This window comes from Thalassoroseus pseudoceratinae, from assembly GCF_011634775.1.
Lineage (GTDB): Bacteria > Planctomycetota > Planctomycetia > Planctomycetales > Planctomycetaceae > Thalassoroseus > Thalassoroseus pseudoceratinae.
Map to the genome: position 1 here is coordinate 490,523 of NZ_JAALXT010000004.1, position 23,075 is coordinate 513,597.

The window sequence follows — 23,075 nt, forward strand, 5'->3', positions numbered from 1 at the left end:
GACAGTAAGACTATTCAGGTGACTCAACATCACATTCATGCCGACTCGAATTTCGCCAACGATCTTGTGAGCGTTTCCACCCAACCATCGCAGGCAAGCCCCGCCAAACGCGCTATTGCGTCATGTGGGCTATTGACCGCCACGGTCGTGCTTGCACTGCCATTGGCACTGTGGTTCTTTGAATCACGGTATGGCGTCGATGGGGCATGGGCGGCTGGCTTCGCTGCTCTCATTTGTTGGCTCGGCGGCCTGTTGGCTCTCGCTGTCCATGTCTTGTTTCGGAAGCCTCAACACGCGATCGCTGCCGCATTCGGCGGCATGCTCGTCCGAACGGCTTTTGTCTTTACTTGGGCACTGATTATCCTGAAACGCTGGGAAGCAGCCGAACAATCCGGCTTTCGGTTTGCTGTTGTGGCATTCTTCCTGCTGACATTAACAGCAGAGACAGCACTCAGCTTATGGTTAATGAGGTCGCAGTTGGCATCGACAAGCTCTAACGAGGTGGAGGCGGTCTAAGCAATGGCAAGCGATCTTCTTCACATCAAAGATAGCTACTACTTTGAGGTTCCCAAGTTCCTTTGGAAGCCGAACTATCAAAGTTTAGATGACGTCCCGGAGTTCTTGCTGGAACTCCATAAAGATGACTTCCACCTCACTAAAGAAGGTGGCGTCACCAAGGCTCCAACCGAAGCCGAAACCGAACACGCCCTGCATGAGTTCAACACTCAAATGGCGGGCAAGATTCTCATCCCGCAACCGCCGGGTGTGAAACTCAAGTCACTCTACCGCTCGGAGACGCCCTTCGCGTTCTCAAAGTTTATGGTGCTTGAGTTAGCAGTCGCGATCTTTATGATCCTGCTCTTTCGTTGGATGGCAAAGAAAGTCAATTCCGACGGTCCACCAAAAGGGCGATTGCCGAACCTTGTTGAAAGCGTGATGCAATTCGTCCGCGTCGACATCGTCAAGGCGAACATTCATCACGGGGCATCAAAGTTCCTCCCCTTGATTTGGACAATTTTCTTCTTCGTTCTCTTCTGTGACTTGCTCGGCTTGGTACCGTGGATGGGTACCGCAACCGCCGCATTGAGTTGCACACTGGCTCTTGCCTTCGCAGTGCTTGTCGCCGTCTTTACGGGCGGGCTTCAAGAATTTGGGCCGAAGTGGTTATGGTCAGGGTTTGTTCCAACGATGGACTTGCACTGGACCCTTTCACCGCTCAAGGTCTTTATCTTCCTGATTGAAGTCTTAGGGATGTTCATCAAACACGCCGTGTTGGCACTGCGTTTGTTTGCAAACATGGCTGCTGGTCACTTAGTGTTGTTAGCGATCCTGGGTTTGGTGATCACTGCGGCGAAAGACCCTAATATTCCTTACGGAATTGCAGCCTTCTCGGGCGTCATTGGAACGACTGTTCTGAGTTTGCTGGAACTCTTTGTTGCTGTGTTGCAGGCGTATATTTTTGCTCTGCTCGCATCACTCTTCATCGGTTCGGCAGTACACGAACACTAAGGTTTCATTGAAGCCATAATATTTAAACTGTAGTCAACAAATTGGTTGAAGACTTTCAAAGGCTTTTTCTTTTTCCCACAACTAGGGAGACGTGACTCGTGAACAAGTTGGTACGTATTGGCTCGCTCGTGGTTGTATTGCTCTTGGTCTTCGCTGCTCCAGCCATGGCGCAAGATGGTGAAGGCGAAACCGGCCGGGCAGCCATTGAATTCTCAAGTGCGTTTGGTGCAGGTTTGATCGTGATCGGTGCTTCCTACGGGATTTCCCGAATTGCCACCGCTGCACTGGAAGCAATGGCGCGTCAGCCCAGCATTGCTGGTAACGCTCAGTTGGCCATGATCATCGCGGCAGCACTGATCGAAGGTTTCACCTTCGCCGCTTTGTTCGTCGGTCTTTGATTCCGAAGATGCATTGCTAGCTCGTTGCTTCTTCGTATCGAGACAGCGATTCGGTTCCAGAAACTTGCGTCAGGAGCTTCGGCTGTGAGATTTTGTCTAATCATATTGCTTCTTCTGAGTGCTTCCATTCAGCCTCGCTGGGTTGTGGCAGCAGAAGAGGGACACGGACACGGTGACCACGTCCATATTGGTGTCGCCCCCGAAGATGAGGCCGCTGAACTAGTGGACCTTGAAGCGGGGCTCGACCCACGTGCCGACTTGGCTGTCTACACTTTCATCGTGTTCATCCTCTTGCTGGTGATCCTGACATCGACTGCCTTCCGGCCGATTTCCAAGGCGTTGGCGGAACGCGAAGATCGCATCCGCAACAACATCGAGGAAGCGAAAGTCGAACGCGAGAAAGCGGAACAGCTTCGCAAGGACTACGAAGGACAACTGGAAGCCGCGGACGATCGCGTGCGAGAGATTTTCGCCGAAGCCAACGCAAAAGCCGAAGCTCTGCGAGCCGAGAAACTCGCCGAAGCCGACCGCGAAGCGGAAAGCCGAAAGCAGAAAGCTCTCGAAGAAATCGAACGGGCAAAGGATCAAGCAGTTCAAGAACTATTCGATGCGATGTCAGCGCGAGTTGCTGATGCCACCGAACATGTTCTTGGCCGAAGTTTGTCGGACGAAGACCAATCGCGACTCATCAACGATGCTCTCGCTCAGTTTTCGACAAAGCGTTAATTGTTTAGTTCTCGAGTCTTAACGTCTCTAGTACGGCGTCGAAAGTCAGGTTATGACCGAGTCGGAATCAATACCAACCAAGATCCCTAGCATTATGCAGGATCCAAGTGCTCAAGCAGTTGCAAAGGTCTATGCCAATGCCCTGCTAGGCGCTGCCGATGGGGATCAGATTCTCGAAGAAGGTCAATCCTTTGTCGACGACGTACTCGACAAGAATCCTGCATTCCGTGACCTCCTGTTTTCAACAGTGGTCAACCAAGACGATAAGCTAGGTTTCATCGAACGGGTTGTTGCTCCCCGTAGTACGCCCCTGTTCGCCAATTTTCTGCGAGTCCTCGTTCGCAATCAACGGATGGAACTGCTGCCATTAGTGATGAAAATGGCAGCGATCGAGAATAATCGACTCCATGGACGCCAACCCGTTGTGATCCGGACGGCTCGAGCGTTAACGGATGAGCAACATCAGCAAATTCAGGATCAGCTACGAAGTCGTTTACCCTTCGAGCCGATGCTGGAAGTCGAAATTCAACCGGAACTCCTCGGCGGACTCATCATCCAAATTGGAGATACTGTTTACGATTCATCACTCCGCAGTCGCATGAAACAGCTGCGCGGGCGGCTGCGTCAGAGGAGCCATCATGAAATTCAACGCGCAAGAGATCGCTTCAGTTCTTGAAGCGGAAATTCGCGATTTTGAAGGTCAAATCCAAACCACCGAAGTCGGGCGTGTGCTCGAAGTTGGTGACGGGATCGCTCGGGTCTACGGTCTCTCTTCCGCGATGGCGGGAGAAATGGTCGAGTTCCCGAACGGCGTGAACGGATTGGTCTTCAACCTGGAAGAAAACTCCGTCGGGATCATCCTGCTGGGTGACTATAAGACGATCCAAGAAGGTGACGAAGTCCGTGCCACCGGTGAATTGCTCTCGGTGCCAGTTGGGGAGTCACTGATTGGTCGTGTTGTCGATCCACTCGGAAATCCGATTGACGGTCAAGGCCCAATCGCTGCCACGGAAACACGCCCGTTGGAAACTGCCGCACCTGGTGTGGTGGCCCGCCAGCCGGTGAAGCAGCCGATGCAAACCGGGATCAAAGCTGTCGACGCCATGACGCCGATCGGCCGCGGTCAACGGGAACTCATCATTGGTGACCGCAAAACCGGGAAAACCGCGATTGCGTTGGATGCGATCATCAACCAAAAAGGCGGCGATGTTATCTGCATCTACGTCGGTTGTGGTCAACGCCAAGCGAACATTCGACAGGTTGTGGAAACACTCAAAGAGCACGGAGCGATGGATTACACCATCGTCGTCTCCGCTGCAGCCTCCGACCCGGCCCCGCTGCAATACATTGCACCATACGCCGGTTGTGCGATGTCCGAGCACTTCATGTACAACGGCAAGCACACGTTGGTGGTCTACGATGACTTGTCGAAACAAGCCCAGGCTTATCGACAACTGTCGTTGTTGATGCGTCGTCCTCCGGGGCGTGAAGCCTATCCGGGTGACGTGTTTTACGCTCACAGTCGCTTGCTCGAACGGTCCGCAAAACTGAGCGACGAGCTTGGTGGCGGTTCGCAGACGGCATTGCCGATCATTGAGACCCTAGAAGGGGAAGTCTCGGCGTATATTCCGACCAACGTGATTTCGATTACCGATGGTCAGATTTACCTCGAGCCGGACTTGTTCTTTGCGGGTGTTCGTCCGGCGATTAACGTGGGGATTAGTGTGTCCCGTGTGGGTGGAAACGCCCAAACCAAGGCCATGAAGAAAGTGGCCGGCGGGATGAAGCTCGACCTCGCGGCCTTCCGTGAATTGGAAGCGTTCGCCCAACTCGGAACCGAACTTGACCCAGCGGCTCAACGGCAACTGGATCGTGGTTATCGAATGGTCGAACTGCTCAAGCAAAAGCAGTACAACCCGATGGATACGACCGACCAGGTCATTAGTATCTACGCGGGAACCAAGGGCTATTTCGACAAAGTTCCTGTCGACAAAGTGCCGGAAGCTGAAGAAGAACTCCTTCGGTACATGCGGGACGAGAAGAACGAGTTGTGGAAAAAGCTTGATGAATCCAAGGCTTTGAGTGACGAGCATGAGACCGAGTTGAAAGAGGCTCTCAAGCACTTCTCCGACTGGGCAGCCCGGACCTACAAGACTGAAGAGGAAACCGCTTAGATGGCTAAAGCCCGAGCGATTATCAAACGTCTGCGGGCGGTGCGGAATATCCGCAAAATTACCCGCACGATGGAGTTGATTGCCACCGCCCGCTTCAAACGGGCGATGGACCGCGCCACCGAAGCGTCGGCTTATACCAAGAAGATCAACGAAATCGTGGCGGATCTGGCCCAAGCAGATCTCAAGATCGAGCATCCGCTGTTGCAACAGCGTGATGAGGTCAAAAACGCAATTGTCCTCGTCATTACCGCAAACCGCGGTTTGTGTGGCGGGTACAATGCCAGCGTCTTGCGTCAGGGAATTTCCCGAGTCCAAGAACTGCGGGGTTCCGATGTCACCACGCAAGTGGAAGTCGCGGGCAAGCGTGGAATCTCGGTGATGGGATTCCAAGGTTATGAACTCGAACGGACTTACACGCACTTTGAAGATAAGCCCTCGTTTGAGGAAGTCAACGAGTTAGCCGAACGATACATTTCCGAGTTCACGGACGGTACAATTGACCGACTGGACGTGGCCTGGATGGAGTTCCGAACAGCGAGTCGTCAGGAAGCGTTGGTGGAGACCCTGCTTCCGATCGGCAACCTACAAGGAAGTGAAGAGGAACAGGAAGCGGAGCCTCAAGCGTCGGTGGACTACGAGTTTCTGCCATCCGCGAACGAGATCCTCGAAGAAATCGTTCCCGCTGCGTTCAAGGCTCGTTTATTCAAGTGCTTTTTAGATGCCGCTGTCAGTGAGCAGATCTTCCGAATGGTTGCCATGAAGGGCGCCACGGAAAACGCAGACGAGATGATCGGCGCTCTGAAACAACGTTACAACCGAGCAAGACAACAACAAATTACGAGCGAGTTGGCTGAGATTATCGGTGGAGCCGCAGCCCTCGAATAGATACCGATCGGGTTTGATCGATCGGACTTAGCAGACACCAAGCGACTGAATTTGGACTTACACTTATGTCTACAGCCACAGCGACCAATGTCGGTCAAGTCACTCAGGTGATCGGTTCAATTTTCGATGCCGAGTTTGATGATTCGCAATTGCCTGACATTTACAACGCTTGCGTTGTCGATACCGAAGTCAAAGGCGTCCCGATCAAAGTGACCGGCGAAGTGCAACAGCACCTCGGTGGGGGTCGGGTTCGTTGTGTGGCATTGGGATCGACCGACGGCATGGTTCGTGGCATGCAAGTCACCGATACGGGTGCTCCACTCTCCGTTCCCGTTGGAAAAGGAACACTCGGTCGCGTGTTTAACGTTCTCGGTGAGCCGATCGACGGTCGCGGGGATGTCGAACACGATGTTCGCTGGCCAATTCACCGCCCTGCCCCCGACCTGACGAACCTCTCGGCCAAAACCGAGCTGTTCGAAACCGGGATCAAAGTGGTCGACTTGCTCACCCCGTTCGTGCGTGGTGGGAAAGCTGGTTTGTTCGGTGGTGCCGGTCTTGGTAAGACCGTCATTTTGACCGAGTTGATCGCCCGTATCGCCAGTCAACACGGTGGTTACGCGGTCTTCGCCGGCGTCGGTGAACGAACCCGCGAAGGAAACGACCTCTGGCTCGAAATGCAAGAAACGGAGATGGGGAAAGACGAAACCGGCCGGATTCGTCACGTCATCGAGCAAACTTGTATGGTCTTCGGTCAGATGAACGAGCCACCAGGTGCTCGTTTGCGGGTGGCTTTGTCCGCTCTCACGATGGCCGAATGGTTCCGTGATGAAACCGGGATGGACACCCTGCTCTTCATCGACAACATCTTCCGTTTCTCGCAAGCTGGTTCGGAAGTGTCGGCGTTGCTTGGACGGATGCCGTCCGCTGTGGGTTACCAACCAACCCTGGGAACCGAACAGGGTGAACTGCAAGAACGGATTACCTCGACGAACAAGGGAGCAATCACGTCGGTGCAAGCCGTCTATGTGCCTGCGGACGACCCGACCGACCCTGCTCCTGCGACGGCGTTTAGCCACTTGGACGCGTTCATCTACCTGGAACGACGAATTGCGGAACGTGGTTTGTACCCCGCGATCGACCCACTGGCGTCTTCCAGCCGAATTCTCGACCCGCAGTACGTCGGCGAACGCCACTTCAACTGTGCCCGTCGCGTGCAACAAATTCTGCAACGATACCGTGAACTCCAAGACATCATCGCGATTCTCGGGGTCGATGAATTGAACGAGGAAGACAAGCAGGTCGTGCATCGTGCTCGTCGAATCGAGCAATTCCTCTCGCAACCGTTCATCGTCGCCGAGCCGTTCACCGGCAAGCCGGGTGAAGTGACCTCGCTGGCCGACACGATCCGCAGCTTCGAAGAGATCTGCGACGGTAAATGGGACCATCTCCCTGAGTCTGCGTTCCGATACGTCGGGTCGATCGAACAAGCGGAAGAACAAGCCAAGAAGATGCAGGAATAGGCACGCTTGGCGGCGACTAGCGTGGAAACTTTTTGAGACACTCAACTTCGTAGATTTGAGCAGAACGGCATGGCCGATTCCGATCGATTACAACTTGTCGTCACGACTCCGGAGAAGACTGTGTTGTCGACTCCGGCAGATTCGCTGCAGTTTCCTTTGTACGACGGCTCCATTGGTATCTTGCCTAAGCGAGCACCGTTGGTTGGCCGATTGGGATACGGCGAGTTGAAAGTGACAATCGGCTCGGAGCATAAGTCCTACTTCATTGATAGCGGATTTGTTCAGATCGTTGATGGTGTGGTCTCGCTGCTGACAGAGCGTGCGATCGCCAAAGATGACTTGCAGCGATCAACGGCAGAAGAAGCCTTGACCGCTGCCAATGCCCTACCCGCGTCCACCGACGAAGAATACGCTCATAAGCTCCGCGAGCAAGAACGAGCACGCCGCATGCTCGACATCGTTTCGTAACATCGAGGACGTGTTCGAGATTTCAGAGTCGCTGGCAATACGTTCGGAGACTTGCCTGATCGATATAATCGGGCGCAAACCGAACGCTGCCGAATCTCTCATGCGATCCCTCGTCAATTGACGAAACCTCTTCTGGTTGGTTTGGTCGATCGCCGTATTTTGCGAGACCTGCGAACCATGACCAACCATTGGGTTGCAGATTCTTTTCTGAGTTGACAGTTCCGATACTTCTCAAATGCCCGCAAGTCTGCGTGCAGACGAAGTTCGAGAATCTGTTTTATGCAGGTGGTTCGTCCACCGTTTGCATCGCTCATGCCATATTCGGCTGAATGCCAAGGATTCCAATTTGGCTTTTAATACCGATGACCGATTGCAGTTGGAAGGCTCCGAAGCTGGGACTGGCTTCGATGAAGACAGTCTCAACGAGCTTTCCGTCCTTGAACTAGTTGAACTCATCGAGCAGGAAGAACAGCTGGTCGACGCGTTTGAACGAAACCGGGAGCTTGGTGCGAGTGCTTTGCTGCACCGAGTGGCGAATTTTTCGGTGGAACAACAAGATGCTGCCCCTGCTCTTGAGGTGGGTGGTCAGACGACTGAATTGCTGGACGAACTCCACGATCTCATCGATCAATTGGAAGTCGTCAGTGATCAGCTTGATCAACGCTCGGCTTGTCTCGATCAGCAAGAAATCGCACAGGCGGACATCGCCGCGATGTTGTTGGAAGCGCAGAAACAGCTTTCCATCCGAATCGATCAAGCACACGCATCAGTCAGCGAAGAAAAACGCGGTCGCCGACAGCACACATTTCGGCGTGCTGCCTGACAAACCGCGGAATGGAACAAGATTTTACCGAAGCGTCTTGTGACTTAACCTAAGTCGTCTCAGCGGGCCGAGATGGCTTGGGCAAGCGGTCGAAGGACTTGGTCGACCACGAACCGGTCCAGCAATTCTTCGCACTTGGCTCGCAGAACGGCCAATTCGCTCTCGTAGGACGCGCCCGGGTCGAGGCTGCCGTATTGGCGGACGGTAAAGTAAACGCTGATTTGGTCTTCGGAGAATTCACCGCGACGCAATTGATAGGGCGTTGTCCGCGTTTCGACCAGCAAACGTGCCCACTGGCGACAATCCTCATCCAACACAAGCGTCATGGACGGCTTGTAGTTGAGAATTCTTGCTCCCGGTACATCCACCAGACCATCAAATGCGGGTCCCGCTCCGAGTGCCTCGGCGACCAACTGATCGTGGTTGCCTTGGTAGGAGAAATCGAAGCCCATCATGTAATCCAAGGCTTCGCAGTCCAGCGGGCTCACGGACAGCATGTACGGAACCAATTGCAACACGGTGGAATGTTGCTCGACAGCCAAGTCCACATCGGCGGGGTTCACCTGACCGCTGCAGATACAACGTGGCTCGAGAGATAACCACCGCTGGCTGCCCTGCTCCTTATCCTCTTCCAACACGAAATCCCCGTTCTCTCGGGTGTAGAAATTTCGCATGGTCGGGTAGGTTTTTTGGATCCGTTCAAAGAAATTGAGTATCGTTTCGCGGCTTTCCGGTAGCTTCATCTCCGTGCTGAGATTCATGTTGATATAAAATTCATCCGCGATCGAATCGTAAAGATTCATCGGATCCACCTCATCAATTCAGGGCACGTGGTCCGCCCGACATGAGCCGTCGCCTCGATGGCTTGTCGAGTGATCCCCCGCGCGTGAGTGAAAGTCTGGGCGTGCACATCTTGCTCGCACGTTTGCCCATCCATGCATCATGCTAAACGTCGTGTTTAGCCGTGAAGATCAAAATTAGTTCATCAGGGTCGAACGGAATTGTGCTTGAGTGTATTCTATCTTGGTTGAGAAATGAGGTCAAAGTCCCACATTTATCGAGACTGCCATGGAAACTCAGCCAACGATGTCCGCAAACGAAATGCCATCCGGTTATGTTTTCTCGACCTCGTTGGGCTGGTGGGGCTATGCGCACGTGGATGGAGCGATTATCGGGGTCGTGATTGGCCATCGGACCGAATCCGCGGCTTGGAAGGCCCTGAAGCAGCGAGTTCCGGGCTTGAAATCTAGGAACAACGACGGACTCTTGTTGCAAAATCGGTTCAAGAATTACATCGCTGGGGAGATCGACGACTTCCAGGACATTTTGGTGCGACGGTCTCGCCTGACCTCGTTCCAATCGAATGTCCTAACCGCTTGCCGAGCGATTGAACACGGCGAAACCGTAACCTACGGAGAACTGGCCCGTCGCGCCGGATCACCAAAGGCAGCCCGAGCCGTCGGAAGTGTGATGGCAAATAACGTCATGCCGGTGATCATTCCCTGCCACCGGGTTGTTCCCTCAAGTGGACAGTTTGGCGGTTTCTCCGCACCGGGTGGGGTGACACTCAAGAGACAACTGCTCGACTTGGAAAGCCGTTGTCATGTCCCCTCAGAAGGCCACGCCCGCTCGTTGTTCGCGGAATTCGTGTGAGTGAAGTCAGTCTCTCGTTAGGCCAGAATCTCCTCGACGACGTTGCCATGCACGTCGGTGAGGCGGAAGTCTCGACCTTGGAAGCGGTAGATCAAACGTTCGTGGTCGATGCCTAAGCACCGCAGAACGGTTGCGTTCAGATCGTGAATGTGGACGGGTTTGTCGACGACGTTATAGCTGAAGTCATCCGTTTCCCCATACGTGATGCCGCCCTTCACGCCCCCGCCAGCCATCCAGACGGTGAAACAACGCGGGTGATGGTCGCGTCCGTAATTCTGCCGAGTCAGACCACCTTGGCAATAGATCGTGCGTCCGAATTCGCCGCCCCAAATCACGAGCGTGTCATCGAGTAATCCGCGTTGCTTGAGGTCTTGAACCAACGCGGCCGCAGGTTGATCGACATCGCCACATTGCAACGGCAGATCACGTGGCAACGCACCATGATGATCCCAGCCACGATGGAAAATTTGCACGAATCGCACGTCCCGTTCAGCCAGACGGCGAGCGAGTAGACAGTTGGCCGCAAAGGTGCCTGGCTTGGTGACATCGGGGCCGTACTGCTCCAGGATGTGTTTCGGTTCGCCACTGAGATCCATCAAATCCGGGACGGACGTTTGCATCCGGTAGGCCATCTCGTACTGAGCGATTCGCGTGTTGATCTCTGGATCGCCAACGGTATCGAATTGCTGCTGGTTCAGTTGTCCGAGTGCGTCCAGCATGGTCCGACGCGTTTGCCCATCGACGCCGGGAGGATTCGACAGATACAATACCGGATCGCCTTTGGAACGCAGCGACACCCCTTGGTGTTTGGACGGCAAAAAGCCGCTGCCCCACAATCGCGAGTAAATCGCCTGGGCGTCACGTTTGGCGCTCCAAGTCGAGTGCAAGACCACGAAACCCGGCAGGTTCTGGTTTTCCTGGCCGAGTCCGTAAGACAACCACGCTCCCAAGCTCGGACGGCCCGGTTGCTGTGAGCCGGTTTGAATGTAGGTAATTGCGGGGTCGTGATTGATCGCTTCCGTGTTGACGGTTTTGATGAACGCCAAATCGTCCACGATCTTCGCGGTGTGCGGCAGCAATTCGCTGACCCACGCGCCGCTCTTGCCGTGTTGAGCAAATTTGAATTTCGACGGTGCGATCGGAAAGCGTTTTTGACCACTGGTCATGGTGGTCAATCGCTGACCTTGCCGAATCGAATCCGGCAGGTCTTTGTCGAACATCGCGTCCATCTTCGGCTTGTAGTCGAAGGTGTCGAGTTGCGACGGCGCTCCGGACATAAACAGATAGATGACCCGTTTCGCTTTCGCAGGGAACGGCAGCGAACTCAGCACGCCGCCCGTTTGTTGCGACGGCTCATTCGCGGCGGCCGAGTTCGAGGAATTCAACAGCGAGGCCAATGCCGCAGTGCCGATACCGGTTGCCGTGCGACTGAAGAAGTGTCGGCGAGTTTGCAAAAGCGGATGCATGATTGCGTTCCTGAAATGTCTATCAACTTGTAATCGCCAAACTGCATTTGTTGAGTCAATATGTGCCACGACTCTGCGAGCCGTGTTGAGCAATGTTCCCGGTGAAGCACAGCTCATAGAGTCGCGGCACCAGCATCGTGACTCACCCTTTGGTGATGGCTTCATCGAGATTCATCAGCAAACTGCCGATCATCGTCCACGCGGCTTGCTCGCCGGGATTGTCGGCTGGGGTTGCTGGTGAATCTCCGACAGCCAACAACTTCGTAGCCGCTTCCGGTTGATCTTCGTATTGCTGACGATACTGGTTCAGTACCTTGGTCAAGACGGTAAGTTCCTGCGGTTGAGGAACACGCCCCGTGGTGATTCGGAAACCGAACGTCAGTCGCCCCTCATCGGACTCGCCACCTTCTTGAACAATTCGCGAACCGAAATGCCGAGCCGCTTCAACGTACTGCGTGTCGTTCATCAGCACGAGGGCTTGCAACGGAGTGTTCGTTCGCGGACGCCGCACGGTGCATGCTTCACGTGTCGGGGCATCGAAAGTGGCCATCGACGGCGGCGGGCTCGTTCGCTTCCAGAATGTATACATGCTACGGCGATACAGGGCGTGACCGGCGTCTTGCTTGAAGTTCGCGGTATTGCTGGACGTGTACCCGACGGCTTTCCACAACCCGCCCGGTTGATACGGCTTCACACTTCTGCCGCCAATTTGTTCGACCAGCAAACCACTCGTGGCGAGGGCATAATCTCGAAGCATCTCAGCGTCTAAACGGAAGCGTGGACCACGCGCGAGCAGGCGGTTTTCGGGGTCTCGCTTGAACGCCTCACTGGTCGCATGGCTGGACTGTCGATAGGTGTGCGACATCGCGATTTGTTTCTGCATCTGTTTCACGTTCCAACCACTCTCACGGAACTCGACGGCAAGCCAATCGAGCAATCGGGGATGAGATGGCCAATCGCCCTGGGCTCCAAAATCCTCAGCGGTTTTGACAAGCCCGGTTCCGAAAAACCTCTGCCAATACCGATTGACGACCACGCGAGCCGTTAGTGGATGCGTGTCGCTGACTAACCACTGGGCAATTGCCAAGCGGTTCCTCGGGGCGTCTTCCGGCAATGCGGGCAACACGCTGGGCACGTTCGGGAAGACTTCCCGCTCTTTGTCCGGTTTGTCGTATTCGCCACGCTCCAACACGTAGGTCGGTCGCAACTTGGGTTGGTCTGCCATCACAAGTGTGCTGGGAGCGTTCTTTTCGATCGCGGCAATTCGCTCGCGAGTCTGCTTTAACTCCGTTCGCAGCTGATCGAATTCCGGTCGGGATTTCGTGTAAACTTCGCTGATGAAATAGGCTTTGACGAGTTCGCTTTGCGATTCGGAACGCTCTGCCGATGTGACCTTCAGGGCAGCCGTCAAATCGGGAGCGAGACCGTCATAATTGCGAGCGGCCACCGATTCTTCCCAAGCCGTTTGCGAGGCGAATCCCGCTCCCGCTTGGCGATTCTGCGAGATGATTCCCGCTTTGTCCCAATAGACAGTGCCACCGAACTGAGTAAATGCCCAGCCTTTGATCACACTGTTCGGTTTCAATCCGACGTCCTGCGTCTTGACTTCCAGACGGACCCACTTCCCGGGTTCTGGTAGCTCTCCGAAGAAGCGACGACTGGGGGTGTCCTTCTGGCCCCAATCGATTTTGTCGGCTCCCCAAACAGCACGGTGATCCCAACTGCCGTCGTTGAATTGCAGCATGATTTCTTGCGGCGGATTCTTCGGATCGAGATACACATACGCAAACAGCGTGTCGTTCTCGCCAATCAGCAACCCCGGTGATGCGTCTTGAAAGAAATGCTGGCTGAGTTCTTTTGCTGTCCGTTTGCTGGCTTTCTCGCCGCTGAAGACGGGGTCGGTCACGAACTCCCAGGGGGAATTGCCCATCGGTTTCGCCCCCGATGGAAGACCGTCTTCGATCCAAACAAACTCGTGCAGTGATCCCGCAGACTTGTCGGCGTCGGGGCCAGGATCTTGGTAGGGATAGTGAATCGCCTTGGTGGTCAGTGTGTGTTCAATTTTCGTGACCTTCGCTTGCAAGTCGGCGATTTCTTGGAGTTGCTCTTTCGTGGGAACTCGCACAGACGGCGGCGGCAGAAGTGCGTTGCCGTCCATCGCTTTGTCGGCGGTGCTGTTGTAGTAGGCATAGAGTTGGAAGAACTCGGCCTGAGAAATCGGGTCGTATTTGTGATCATGACAGACCGCACAACCGACGGTCAGTCCCATCCAAACGGTGCCTAACGTTTCGGTGCGGTCGATGGCGTACCGGACACGAAATTCCTCGGCGATTGAACCGCCTTCGCTGGTCGTCACGTTGCAACGATTGAAGCCGGTGGCGATCCGTTGCGTCAACGTCGGTTCCGGCAACAAATCCCCCGCGATCTGCTCGACGGTAAACTCGTCGAACGGCTTGTTGTTGTTGAACGCATCGATCACATAATCCCGGTACGGCCAAATGCTGCGTTCGTTATCGAGATGCAAACCGTGCGTGTCTCCGTAGCGGGCGGCATCCAACCAATACCGCGCCATGTGCTCGCCATAGCGGGGTGATCGCAACAGCCGATCGACGACCTTCTCGTATGCATCCGGCGATTCATCTGCAAGAAACGCATCGATCTCGTCCAACGTCGGCGGCAACCCCGTCAGGTCGAAGGTCACACGACGAATCAAGGTTTCTCGATCAGCTTCCGCAGACGGCGATAGCCCTTCTTTCTCCAAACGTGCGAACACGAACCGATCAATGGGATTCTTGACGAGTTCTTCCCACTTCGTCGGTGGCAAATCCGATTTGCGAGGCTCAATGAAGGACCAATGATTCGCCCACGGTGCACCAGCATCAATCCAACGCCCAAGCGTTTCGACTTCCTCTTTCGAGAGTTTTCGTCCCGAATCCGGAGGCGGCATTTTCAAGTCGGGATCGGTCGAAGTGATTCGCTCCCAAATGGCCGACTGATCGCGATCACCGGCCACGATGGCGTGGTTGCCGTAATCGGTTTCCGCCAATGCACCTTCTTCAGTGTCCAACCGCAAACCGGCTTCGCGATGTTCGCCGTCCGGACCATGACAGTGATAGCAACGATCCGACAACAACGGGCGGATGTCCCTGTTGAAATCCACGGGCTCCGCACTTGCGGCCGTTCCAGGGATCGAAAGCAAAACACCAATCGCGGCGAAATAACAGAAACGGATTTCCATGAATGAAACCTCGTGTCGTATGGGCACAGTCGAAAGACTGAGAACCAGCGGTCACAAGTCAGCAACCTGCTTATCCACCGACGACTCAGACGAAAAGCTGAGCACCGGTTGCATGGTCTTCAGTAACGCATCAATTCTATCAGATCAGTCTAGTGATCGGAAACCAGGCACTTCCGTCCACTCCAAAACGATCCGCCGGTTATCGGGATCGACTTCGACCAACCGTCCAACTCGCAGTCGTTTCGCGAACGCCGACACATCTCGAACGGGACCCACTTGGCTCGTCCAATGCTTTTGTCCCGGAAGCTCCAAAACATCGGCATCCCCGGCGATGGCGGCTTCCAAAGCAAGAAACAGCACGTCCTCCGCGGACTCATCGAGTTTTCCCCGCACCTCGACCGTCACATAATCCTCTTGGGTGGCGTTGGTGATGGGAACCGGACCGGCATTCTCAGTTAATGTCGTCGACTCGTCCGTAGCGGGTCCGGTCGTGGTGATGGAAGTCTCGACGCCAGCCCAGGTGCGGAGTTGTCCGATGATTTGATCACGCACCACCGCATTCACATCCCGCTCCCAAATCTCAGTGAACTTCTTCGCGGTCGTCGCCGCTGTCAGTTCGGTCAAAACTCGGTCGGCTTGTCGCAGTGATTGCAAACGGTTCTCGACCGCTCCCAGCGGTTCGGTTGTCGATTGCAACTTTCGTCGGGCCAGACGCACTTGCTCCCAGACGGCGAGCCAATCCGCCGGCATCCACGAACGCTCGTGACGAACCCACAATTCGTCGCGAGTCGGCTCTTCGGCACCCGCTTGTACCCAACCAATTCGGGCCGTCGTTGCGTCTTCCGTCAACACGCGTGGTTCCGCATTCAGCGGGAAAAGCCATTCTTCACCGAGTCGCGACGGCGAAGAGTCATTCACATCCTCGATGGACGAAATCCACTCCGCTCCATTCGCTTTGAGAAATTCTCCAATGCTGATTCGGCGAAGTTTCGTCAGGCTCGACAGGTCGCTTTCCAAAATCGTCTGCAACATCCCAGCGACTTCGACCAGCCGATTCCGCAGTCGTTCCTGTTCGACCGAGCTTAGTTCTTCAAGCCCCGGCAGATTGAGGACGAAGTCGGTTTGTTGATCGAGAACGGCATGCACTTTCCGCCAACTGTTGAAGGCGTTTCGCCAAAGTTCCTCATCGACTCGGTCGGCGAATTCGTGAATGAGGGATTCTACATCGTCGCGGAATCCAGACGGAAGCAAATACCACGGAACTTGCAATTGGCGATCACGAATCCCCTGACGCATTTCCAAAACCGTCGCCAACACCGTCCGTTTCGATGTGGGGGCGAGTTGCGGTGTCGAGCCGTTCGCATTCTCGGTCGGTTCGGGATTTGCGGACGGTGCCGGTGGTTCGGGCGGATCGCCGGAACAACCACTCCAGACGAGCGTACTCAGCATCACCAAGCATGCCAACTTTTTCATCGAGGATTCCCCATTCCAACCGGTCCACAATTCCCCGAGTGTACGCGATTTCCTCGCACATCGCGACGACAACACCTTCCACGAGAACGCATAAAGACATGGACAAATTTCACATTCGATTTGTCAGCGCCTCAGAATTCGGTTAGGATTTGGTGTCAAATTTTTGTGAGGACATGAATTCAAATCTCGATTTCTTCCCTCGCAACGATGCTCCACGCCCGCCTGGCTTCCTTCCATTTGGGACGCTCTGATGGAAATTCCCGCGCTCCTCACCGTTCGCAAACTCGTCTTGATAGTCCTTGGTTTATTCTCTGCGGGCACTTTGCTCGCGGACGATGCCGAACAAGCTGAATTCTTCGAAAGCAAAGTTCGGCCGTTGTTGTTCAAACATTGCTACGAGTGTCATTCGGCGGAATCCGAAGAACTCAAAGGCGGTTTGGCGGTCGATACCAAATCCGGGTGGGTCACCGGCGGCGACAGCGGACCAGCGATTGTTCCCGGCAAACCCGATGAAAGCCCGCTGATTGACGCCGTCAAATATCTGACGTTCGAGATGCCCCCGCAGGGCAAACTCTCAGACGCCGAAATCAAAATTCTGGAAACGTGGGTTCAAACCGGAGCCTACGATCCACGAAAAGATGACGGCCATGTGAAAGCAGTCCGAAAAGGATACGACTGGTCAACCGCCCGCGATTTCTGGGCCTTCCGTCTACCGGAATCGTCGGGACCGCCAAGCGTCACGGATTCGAAGTGGCCGAACGATGATCTGGATTACTTCGTGCTCGCTCGATTGGAGTCCGAGGGCATGTCCCCTGCCCCGGATGCCGACCGTCGAACCTGGCTACGACGCGTGACCTTCGACCTCACTGGTTTGCCGCCGACAATTGAGGACCAACAAGCGTTCCTAGCCGACACAGCAAGCGATTCCGTCGCCAAGGCGAAAGTCGTTGACCGCCTACTCGCATCTCCACAGTACGGCGTGCGATGGGGACGTCACTGGTTGGATGTCGCCCGCTATGCCGACTCGAACGGCAGCGACTTCAACGCGAGTTTCTACAACGCCTGGCGATACCGCGACTACGTCGTCAACGCCTTCAACAAAGACAAACCTTACGACCAATTCGTCCGTGAACAACTCGCGGGCGATCTTCTGCCATATGCCAATCGTCACGAGCAAGCCGAGCAACTCACCGCGACCACGTTCCTGAACATCGGAGCGAAAATGCTCAGCGAACGCGACAAGAAAAAGTTGCAGATGGATGTCGTCGATGAGCAAATCGACACCGTCGGCAAAACCTTCCTCGGGCTTACCATCGGTTGCGCCCGTTGTCACGACCACAAATTCGATCCCATTCCGACCGCCGACTACTACGCTCTCGCCGGGATTTTCAAAAGCACCATCACGCTCGAAGGCGAAAGCCAGCAGTATGTTTCCGCTTGGAAAGAAACCTCGCTGCCAGTCTCCCCCGAACATGCAGAAGCCCTCAAAAAGCACAGCGAGTCCGTTGCGGCGATGAAATCCCAACTCAATTCAGCCAAGAAATCGCTCGACAAAGCCAAGAAAAACCTGGGACGACTTACCAGCAGTTACGAAGGCATCGTCGTCGACAACACAGAAGCCAAAATCGTCGGAGACTGGAAGGAATCCACATTTAGCCCGAACTACGTGGGTGAAGGTTATCTCCACGATGAGAAGACCGATCAGGGACAAAAATCCGTCACCTGGACACCAAAACTCCCGCACGCCGGACGCTATGAAGTTCGCATTGCCTACGCGGGCAGTTCCGGCCGTGATGACGCCGTTCCAGTCACCATTCAACACGCCGGCGGAGTGCATGAAGCCAAACTCAACCAAGCGAAAGCCGCTTCCATCGATTCGCTCTTTGAACCGCTCGGGACATTCGAATTCCAAGCGGGAACACAAGGTTCGGTAACAATCTCCAATACCGGCACCACGGACTATGTCATCGCGGACGCCGTCCAATTCATTCCCGTCAAGAAGCAGACAGTCGCGGCAGCCGAGTCTTCAAAAACGACCGATGAGACCGCAAAACTCCGCCAAGAAGTGAAGGCGGCAGAGAAGGTCGTCAAATCACTCGAGAAAGAATTGAAATCGTTGGAGCAGAATGCCCCCGCTCCGGCCCCAATGGTTATGGCTGCTCGTGAAGCCCCGCAAATTGATGATTGCAACATCTGCATTCGTGGTGAGGTAAAGAATCAAGGCAAGAAGGTTCAGCGGGGATTCTTGCAGGCACTCGATTCCGGACCTCGTCACATCCACAACTCCGAACAAAGTGGACGGTTGGAGTTGGCTGATTGGATCGCTCGCACCGACAATCCGCTAACGGCCCGTGTGATCGTTAACCGGGTTTGGCATCACATGTTCGGAGCGGGCCTCGTCCGGACAGTCGACAATTTCGGCCACCTCGGCGAACGTCCTTCACATCCCGAACTGCTGGATACACTCGCTGTCGAGTTTGTCGAAAACGGTTGGAGCATTAAGCAACTCATCCGAAGAATTGCGTTGTCTCGCACCTATGCCATGAGCACAGAATTCGAAGCAGACTACGCTGAATCCGACCCCGACAATCGACTCCTTTGGCGATCCAACCGCAAACGCCTCCAAGCCGAATCAATCCGCGATGCCATGCTGTTTGTGAGTGAAGAACTCGACCTCACCCCCAACGAAGCCCCAATGAAAGGTTTTCGATATTTAGTAGTCAACAACAGCAGTCAAAGTGCGAGCGGTTCCAAAAACACGTCGCTTCGCCGCAGTGCTTATCTACCGATTATTCGGAACCAACTTCCCGCATTCCTGACAACCTTTGACTTTGCAGACCCTGATGTTGTCGTCGGCAAACGCTCCCTCACGAATGTCCCGGCACAAGCGTTGTACCTATTGAACTCACCATTCGTCGCCGCCCGTGCGAAAGCCATGGCGGAGAAGTTGACGCAAGACGAAACACTGACAATCACCGACCGTTTGATCCCGCTCTATCAAAAAGTCTACGGACGCACGCCAACCGCAATTGAAGTGGAGCAGTCCGAACAATTCCTTGCCGATCAGACCGATGCAAACAGTGCCTGGACACAACTGGTCCAAGCTTTGTTTGCAACAACAGAATTTCGCATGCTCGACTAGCATTTTCGTCGAGAACCAAAACTAAGATCCGGCCAATTTTCGTTTCATATCTCAGCCGATGCTGTGTTTCCGATGAAGAACGATAGTTCCTCGATGCGACACAGAATCGAACCTTGTTCTAGCACTCACAACAGAAGGTTTCTTCCCATGCGTTCCCAACAACCAACAGCGACTCCGCTTACCCGCAGACAACTGTTGCAATCCAGCGCATGCGGATTTGGATACCTAGCCTTCGCCGGCATGGCCGCGGAAGCCGCTAGTCAAGCCGACCGACTTCCACGCCCGCACCACGCACCACGTGCCAAGCGTGTGATTTTTCTGTTCATGCATGGCGGCCCTAGCCAAGTCGACTTATTCGATTACAAACCGAGACTTCAAGCCGATGATGGTAAGAACTTGCCATTCGATCCGGCTCCGAACATTAGTGCCAAACCCAAGCTGATGAAGTCTCCGTGGAAATTCGATCGGCATGGCGAAAGTGGGCTTTGGGTGTCCGAACTCATGCCGAATGTTGCCAAGCATGTCGATGACTTATGCGTCGTGCGGTCGATGCATAGTCGTGGGCAGTCACACGGCCAAGCTGTTTGCATGCTGCACACCGGGACCGACAATTTTGTCCGCCCGAGTGTCGGCGCATGGGTGAGCTACGGACTCGGTGCAGAAAACCAGAATCTCCCGGCCTTCATTTCCATCAGCCCCCCAAGCGGACACGGTGGACCACGCAATTACGGTTCCGCGTTTTTGCCAGCGGCACATCAAGCCACAACAATCGGTAGTTCCGGCCGACTCGGTAGCGGAAAAATCGAAAACCTCTCCAGCGGTGATGATCTCACAACCCAACGAAAGCAGCTTGATTTACTCCAGAGTTTCAACCGCAACCACTTGAAACGTTCCGTTCAGGACGAGCAAATTGAAGGTGCTATTGAGTCCTTTGAACTGGCATTTCGGATGCAACAAACAGCGCCGGATGTTCTCGACTTGTCTCAGGAACCGAAGTCGATTCAAGAGCTATATGGAGTTGATAAAAAGGAAACGAGTAACTTCGCCAAGCAATGCATTCTTGCAAGGCGATGTGCCGAGGCGGGCGTGCGGTATATTCAAGTCTCGACCGGCAATGTCTGGGACCAGCACGGCGGATTGCGAAAAGGACATACACGAAACTGCCTCGCGGTGGATCAACCGATCTCCGCATTGCTAGCCGATCTCAAAGCCCGTGGGCTTTTAGATGACACGCTCGTTGTCTGGGGTGGAGAGTTCGGCCGCACGCCAATCGCCCAAGGCAACGATGGTCGCGATCATAATCCGCAAGGCTTCACGATGTGGTTGGCCGGTGGTGGCGTGAAAGGCGGCATGGCTTACGGTGAAACCGACGACTACGGTTATTACGCCGTCGAAAACCGTGTGCACATGCACGATCTGCACGCCACCATCCTGCACCAACTCGGTCTCAACCACGAACAACTCACCTACCGTTACTCCGGCCGCGACTTCCGTTTGACGGATGTCTACGGCAACGTGGTGCATGACATTCTTGCGTAGGTTGTCCGTGTTGAGGTCTTGGCTAGCGAAGACTACATACGTTCGCAGGTTTCGATGCCTAGCAGTGCGAGTCCTTGCTGCAACACGCGACAGGTCAAGTCGCATAGCAACAGTCGGCTCTGCTGGACATCACCTTCACTCTTGAGAACCGAGCACTGCTCGTAAAACGTGCTATACTTATTCGCGGTTTCGAATAGATAGCTCGTCAAGAGATGCGGACGTAGTTCGCTGGCGGCATCATCAATGGCTTCACCGAACTTGAGTAATGCCAATGCGAGTTCGCGTTCCGCTGGTTCTTGAAGTTGGATTGTCGCGTTGGAATTGCGAATCGTTTCGCGATCGAACCCACCTCGACTGAAAATGCCGTTTACACGTGCATACGAATACTGCATGTAAGTCGCAGTGTCTCCGTTGGTGGCTAGCATTTGATCCCAGTCGAAGACATAGTCGCTCTCGCGATTGATATGCAAGTCGGCATACTTCACACCGCCAATCCCAACCTTCTCGGCAACATCTTTGCGAGTTGCATCGTCAAGTTCTGGACCATTCGGTTTTGATTTGTCATTCTCGGTCACAATCTGATAGGCGCGATTGACCGCCTCGTCGAGCAAACTTTCCAGCCCGACGGTGTCCCCTGCTCTCGTCTTGAACGGTCGTCGATCCTTGCCTAGCACTGTGCCAAAGTTGACGTGCTGAAAATTCTTGTCGTGGCCCCATTTTCGAGCTGTTTCAAACAGCATCTTGAAATGGTCGCCTTGACGCGAATCGACAACATATAGCATCGCATCCGCGTTGAACTCGTTCACACGGTATTGAATGGTCGCGAGATCTGTCGTGGCATAGTTGTAGGCACCGTCGGACTTGCGAACAATGAACGGTGCTTCGAACTGATCGAGAAACACACACGTGGCACCTTTGCTTTCCGATGCAAGCCCCTTCGCTTCCAACGCTTCCACGACTTCGCCAAGCATCGGATCGTAGAAACTCTCACCGAGTGTGTGATCGAATGAAACTCCGAGTCGATCATAGACTTTTTGTAAAGCGGTAAGACACGCCGGAAGAAACTCATCCCAGAGTCTTCGATTCTCTTCATCACCACTGTGCAGTTTAGCAGTTTCGAGTCTTGCAAGCCGTGCGATATCCGGATGGTTGTCCGCAAGTTCTTTCAGTTCCGGATCGGCTTCAAACTTTTCGATCGACTGCTGGAGTGACTGCACAGCCTTCTCTTGCGAAGTGACACCTGCTCGTAGTTTCTTGAGTTTTTTCTTTGCTGACTTTTCTGCGGGGTCAGAGTTCGCTTCTGCGTCGGCGAGTTGTTGCTCGAATTCTTGCAATCGCTGCTTCGCACTAGGCAACTTTTCGTTGACGTTCTCGTGATAGTCGCTCAGTATATTGACGAGTCGATAAAGTCGCGCAAGTTCCGTTACCGCATCCGCTTTGTAGGCTTCCGGATTGAGGAAATTCTTATAGCCATAGATGATCATCCCGAACTGAGTGCCCCAGTCGCCGATGTGATTGTCGCTGATCACCTTGTGGCCTTGGAACGTCAGAATTTTGTACAAAGCCGCTCCGATCACACTGCTACGCAGGTGTCCGACGTGCATCGGCTTGGCGACATTGGGAGCCGAGTAATCAATGACAATCGTTTGCGGATTCGCAACGGGCTTCACACCCAAGCGATCATCATGAGTGACCGCGTTGACCTGTTCGGTCAGCCAGTCTGTGCGGAGTTTCAAATTGATGAAACCGGGGCCGGCAATCTCGGGAGTTTCGCACAAGTCCGAGACGTCCAGGTTCTCGACAATCTTCGCGGCGACATCGCGAGGTTTGTCCGAGAGTTTCTTGGCCAATGGCATGGCACAGTTCGCTTGATAGTCGCCGAATTGGGTATTCTGAGCCGGTCGCACGAGAGCGGCGTACTCAGCCGGATCGTCCGTTAGCGTGGCAAGTGCGGATTCAAAACGACGACGCAGTTCAGCAGAAATATTCATAGTCGGACCAAGCGACAATCCGTCGCGGTGTTCGGTGAAAGGAGAGAACAAATAAAAACGCCCTCCAACG

General features: G+C 54.4%; 18 protein-coding genes. 13 read left to right on the forward strand and 5 right to left on the reverse strand.

Features of this window, described 5'->3' with window-relative positions:
* Positions 1–18 precede the first annotated feature (18 nt).
* The 10 genes from G6R38_RS16310 to G6R38_RS16355 all read left to right on the forward strand — a co-directional run bounded on the left by G6R38_RS16310 (position 19) and on the right by G6R38_RS16355 (position 8,503).
* Entirely contained in the window at positions 19–516 is a 498-nt protein-coding gene (locus G6R38_RS16310) for a hypothetical protein (RefSeq protein ID WP_166828049.1), read from the forward strand.
* A 3-nt stretch (positions 517–519) separates the two neighbouring features.
* A complete protein-coding gene (gene atpB, locus G6R38_RS16315) occupies positions 520–1,509 on the forward strand; it encodes a F0F1 ATP synthase subunit A (protein WP_166828052.1) in 990 nt (329 codons plus the stop codon).
* A gap of 98 nt (positions 1,510–1,607) precedes the next feature.
* Positions 1,608–1,907, forward strand: a complete 300-nt coding sequence (locus G6R38_RS16320; RefSeq protein WP_206028612.1) for an ATP synthase F0 subunit C — start codon at positions 1,608–1,610, stop codon at positions 1,905–1,907.
* An 84-nt stretch (positions 1,908–1,991) separates the two neighbouring features.
* Positions 1,992–2,633 carry a F0F1 ATP synthase subunit B family protein gene (locus G6R38_RS16325; RefSeq protein ID WP_166828055.1) on the forward strand — a complete coding sequence of 214 codons (642 nt, stop codon included), beginning with the start codon at positions 1,992–1,994 and terminating at the stop codon, positions 2,631–2,633.
* A gap of 94 nt (positions 2,634–2,727) precedes the next feature.
* Positions 2,728–3,309 carry an ATP synthase F1 subunit delta gene (gene atpH, locus G6R38_RS16330; RefSeq protein ID WP_166828058.1) on the forward strand — a complete coding sequence of 194 codons (582 nt, stop codon included), beginning with the start codon at positions 2,728–2,730 and terminating at the stop codon, positions 3,307–3,309.
* The gene (gene atpA, locus G6R38_RS16335) at positions 3,272–4,807 is read left to right on the forward strand and encodes a F0F1 ATP synthase subunit alpha (RefSeq protein WP_166828061.1); all 1,536 of its coding nucleotides are present in this window, start codon (positions 3,272–3,274) and stop codon (positions 4,805–4,807) included. The genes atpH and atpA overlap by 38 nt, the downstream gene beginning before the upstream one ends.
* The gene (atpG, locus tag G6R38_RS16340; protein WP_166828063.1) at positions 4,808–5,692 is read left to right on the forward strand and encodes an ATP synthase F1 subunit gamma; all 885 of its coding nucleotides are present in this window, start codon (positions 4,808–4,810) and stop codon (positions 5,690–5,692) included.
* A gap of 65 nt (positions 5,693–5,757) precedes the next feature.
* Entirely contained in the window at positions 5,758–7,212 is a 1,455-nt protein-coding gene (gene atpD / locus G6R38_RS16345; RefSeq protein ID WP_166828065.1) for a F0F1 ATP synthase subunit beta, read from the forward strand.
* 69 nt (positions 7,213–7,281) lie between these two features.
* Positions 7,282–7,680 carry a FoF1 ATP synthase subunit delta/epsilon gene (locus G6R38_RS16350; RefSeq protein WP_166828068.1) on the forward strand — a complete coding sequence of 133 codons (399 nt, stop codon included), beginning with the start codon at positions 7,282–7,284 and terminating at the stop codon, positions 7,678–7,680.
* 346 nt (positions 7,681–8,026) lie between these two features.
* On the forward strand, positions 8,027–8,503 hold the full coding sequence (locus tag G6R38_RS16355; protein ID WP_166828070.1) for a hypothetical protein: 477 nt from the start codon (positions 8,027–8,029) through the stop codon (positions 8,501–8,503).
* A gap of 59 nt (positions 8,504–8,562) precedes the next feature.
* On the opposite strand, the gene G6R38_RS16360 is transcribed toward G6R38_RS16355, so the two are convergent.
* Positions 8,563–9,306 carry a hypothetical protein gene (locus G6R38_RS16360; protein WP_166828072.1) on the reverse strand — a complete coding sequence of 248 codons (744 nt, stop codon included), beginning with the start codon at positions 9,304–9,306 and terminating at the stop codon, positions 8,563–8,565.
* A 265-nt stretch (positions 9,307–9,571) separates the two neighbouring features.
* Between G6R38_RS16360 and G6R38_RS16365 the strand changes: the two genes are divergently transcribed.
* Complete coding sequence (locus tag G6R38_RS16365) at positions 9,572–10,156, forward strand: methylated-DNA--[protein]-cysteine S-methyltransferase (RefSeq protein ID WP_166828074.1); 585 nt, start codon at positions 9,572–9,574, stop codon at positions 10,154–10,156.
* 17 nt (positions 10,157–10,173) lie between these two features.
* Here the strand turns inward: G6R38_RS16365 and G6R38_RS16370 are convergent, their stop codons facing one another.
* The 3 genes from G6R38_RS16370 to G6R38_RS16380 form a co-directional block, all read right to left on the reverse strand.
* Positions 10,174–11,622 carry a DUF1501 domain-containing protein gene (locus G6R38_RS16370; RefSeq protein ID WP_166828076.1) on the reverse strand — a complete coding sequence of 483 codons (1,449 nt, stop codon included), beginning with the start codon at positions 11,620–11,622 and terminating at the stop codon, positions 10,174–10,176.
* A 142-nt stretch (positions 11,623–11,764) separates the two neighbouring features.
* Positions 11,765–14,860, reverse strand: a complete 3,096-nt coding sequence (locus G6R38_RS16375) for a PSD1 and planctomycete cytochrome C domain-containing protein (RefSeq protein ID WP_166828079.1) — start codon at positions 14,858–14,860, stop codon at positions 11,765–11,767.
* Positions 14,861–15,004: 144 nt separating this feature from the next.
* On the reverse strand, positions 15,005–16,333 hold the full coding sequence (locus tag G6R38_RS16380) for a hypothetical protein (protein WP_166828082.1): 1,329 nt from the start codon (positions 16,331–16,333) through the stop codon (positions 15,005–15,007).
* A gap of 250 nt (positions 16,334–16,583) precedes the next feature.
* Here G6R38_RS16380 and G6R38_RS16385 point away from each other — a divergent pair, with 250 nt between their 5' ends.
* On the forward strand, positions 16,584–19,475 hold the full coding sequence (locus G6R38_RS16385; protein ID WP_166828085.1) for a DUF1553 domain-containing protein: 2,892 nt from the start codon (positions 16,584–16,586) through the stop codon (positions 19,473–19,475).
* Positions 19,476–19,622: 147 nt separating this feature from the next.
* Positions 19,623–21,014: a DUF1501 domain-containing protein gene (locus G6R38_RS16390; RefSeq protein ID WP_166828088.1), complete on the forward strand. Its 1,392-nt coding sequence runs from the start codon at positions 19,623–19,625 to the stop codon at positions 21,012–21,014.
* Between the two features lie 32 nt (positions 21,015–21,046).
* Here G6R38_RS16390 and argS read toward each other — a convergent pair whose 3' ends face one another.
* Entirely contained in the window at positions 21,047–23,005 is a 1,959-nt protein-coding gene (gene argS, locus G6R38_RS16395) for an arginine--tRNA ligase (protein ID WP_166828091.1), read from the reverse strand.
* Between the last annotated feature and the right edge of the window lie 70 nt (positions 23,006–23,075).

Excerpts from the sequence above, each read along its gene's own strand:
- atpB (WP_166828052.1), top strand. The coding sequence starts at position 520 with ATGGCAAGCGATCTTCTTCACATCAAAGATAGCTACTACTTTGAGGTT.
- atpH (WP_166828058.1), top strand. The coding sequence starts at position 2,728 with ATGCAGGATCCAAGTGCTCAAGCAGTTGCAAAGGTCTATGCCAATGCC.
- atpA (WP_166828061.1), top strand. The coding sequence starts at position 3,272 with ATGAAATTCAACGCGCAAGAGATCGCTTCAGTTCTTGAAGCGGAAATT.
- atpG (WP_166828063.1), top strand. The coding sequence starts at position 4,808 with ATGGCTAAAGCCCGAGCGATTATCAAACGTCTGCGGGCGGTGCGGAAT.
- atpD (WP_166828065.1), top strand. The coding sequence starts at position 5,758 with ATGTCTACAGCCACAGCGACCAATGTCGGTCAAGTCACTCAGGTGATC.
- G6R38_RS16350 (WP_166828068.1), top strand. The coding sequence starts at position 7,282 with ATGGCCGATTCCGATCGATTACAACTTGTCGTCACGACTCCGGAGAAG.
- G6R38_RS16360 (WP_166828072.1), bottom strand. The coding sequence starts at position 9,306 with ATGAATCTTTACGATTCGATCGCGGATGAATTTTATATCAACATGAAT.
- G6R38_RS16365 (WP_166828074.1), top strand. The coding sequence starts at position 9,572 with ATGGAAACTCAGCCAACGATGTCCGCAAACGAAATGCCATCCGGTTAT.
- G6R38_RS16370 (WP_166828076.1), bottom strand. The coding sequence starts at position 11,622 with ATGCATCCGCTTTTGCAAACTCGCCGACACTTCTTCAGTCGCACGGCA.
- G6R38_RS16375 (WP_166828079.1), bottom strand. The coding sequence starts at position 14,860 with ATGGAAATCCGTTTCTGTTATTTCGCCGCGATTGGTGTTTTGCTTTCG.
- G6R38_RS16380 (WP_166828082.1), bottom strand. The coding sequence starts at position 16,333 with ATGAAAAAGTTGGCATGCTTGGTGATGCTGAGTACGCTCGTCTGGAGT.
- G6R38_RS16385 (WP_166828085.1), top strand. The coding sequence starts at position 16,584 with ATGGAAATTCCCGCGCTCCTCACCGTTCGCAAACTCGTCTTGATAGTC.
- G6R38_RS16390 (WP_166828088.1), top strand. The coding sequence starts at position 19,623 with ATGCGTTCCCAACAACCAACAGCGACTCCGCTTACCCGCAGACAACTG.
- argS (WP_166828091.1), bottom strand. The coding sequence starts at position 23,005 with ATGAATATTTCTGCTGAACTGCGTCGTCGTTTTGAATCCGCACTTGCC.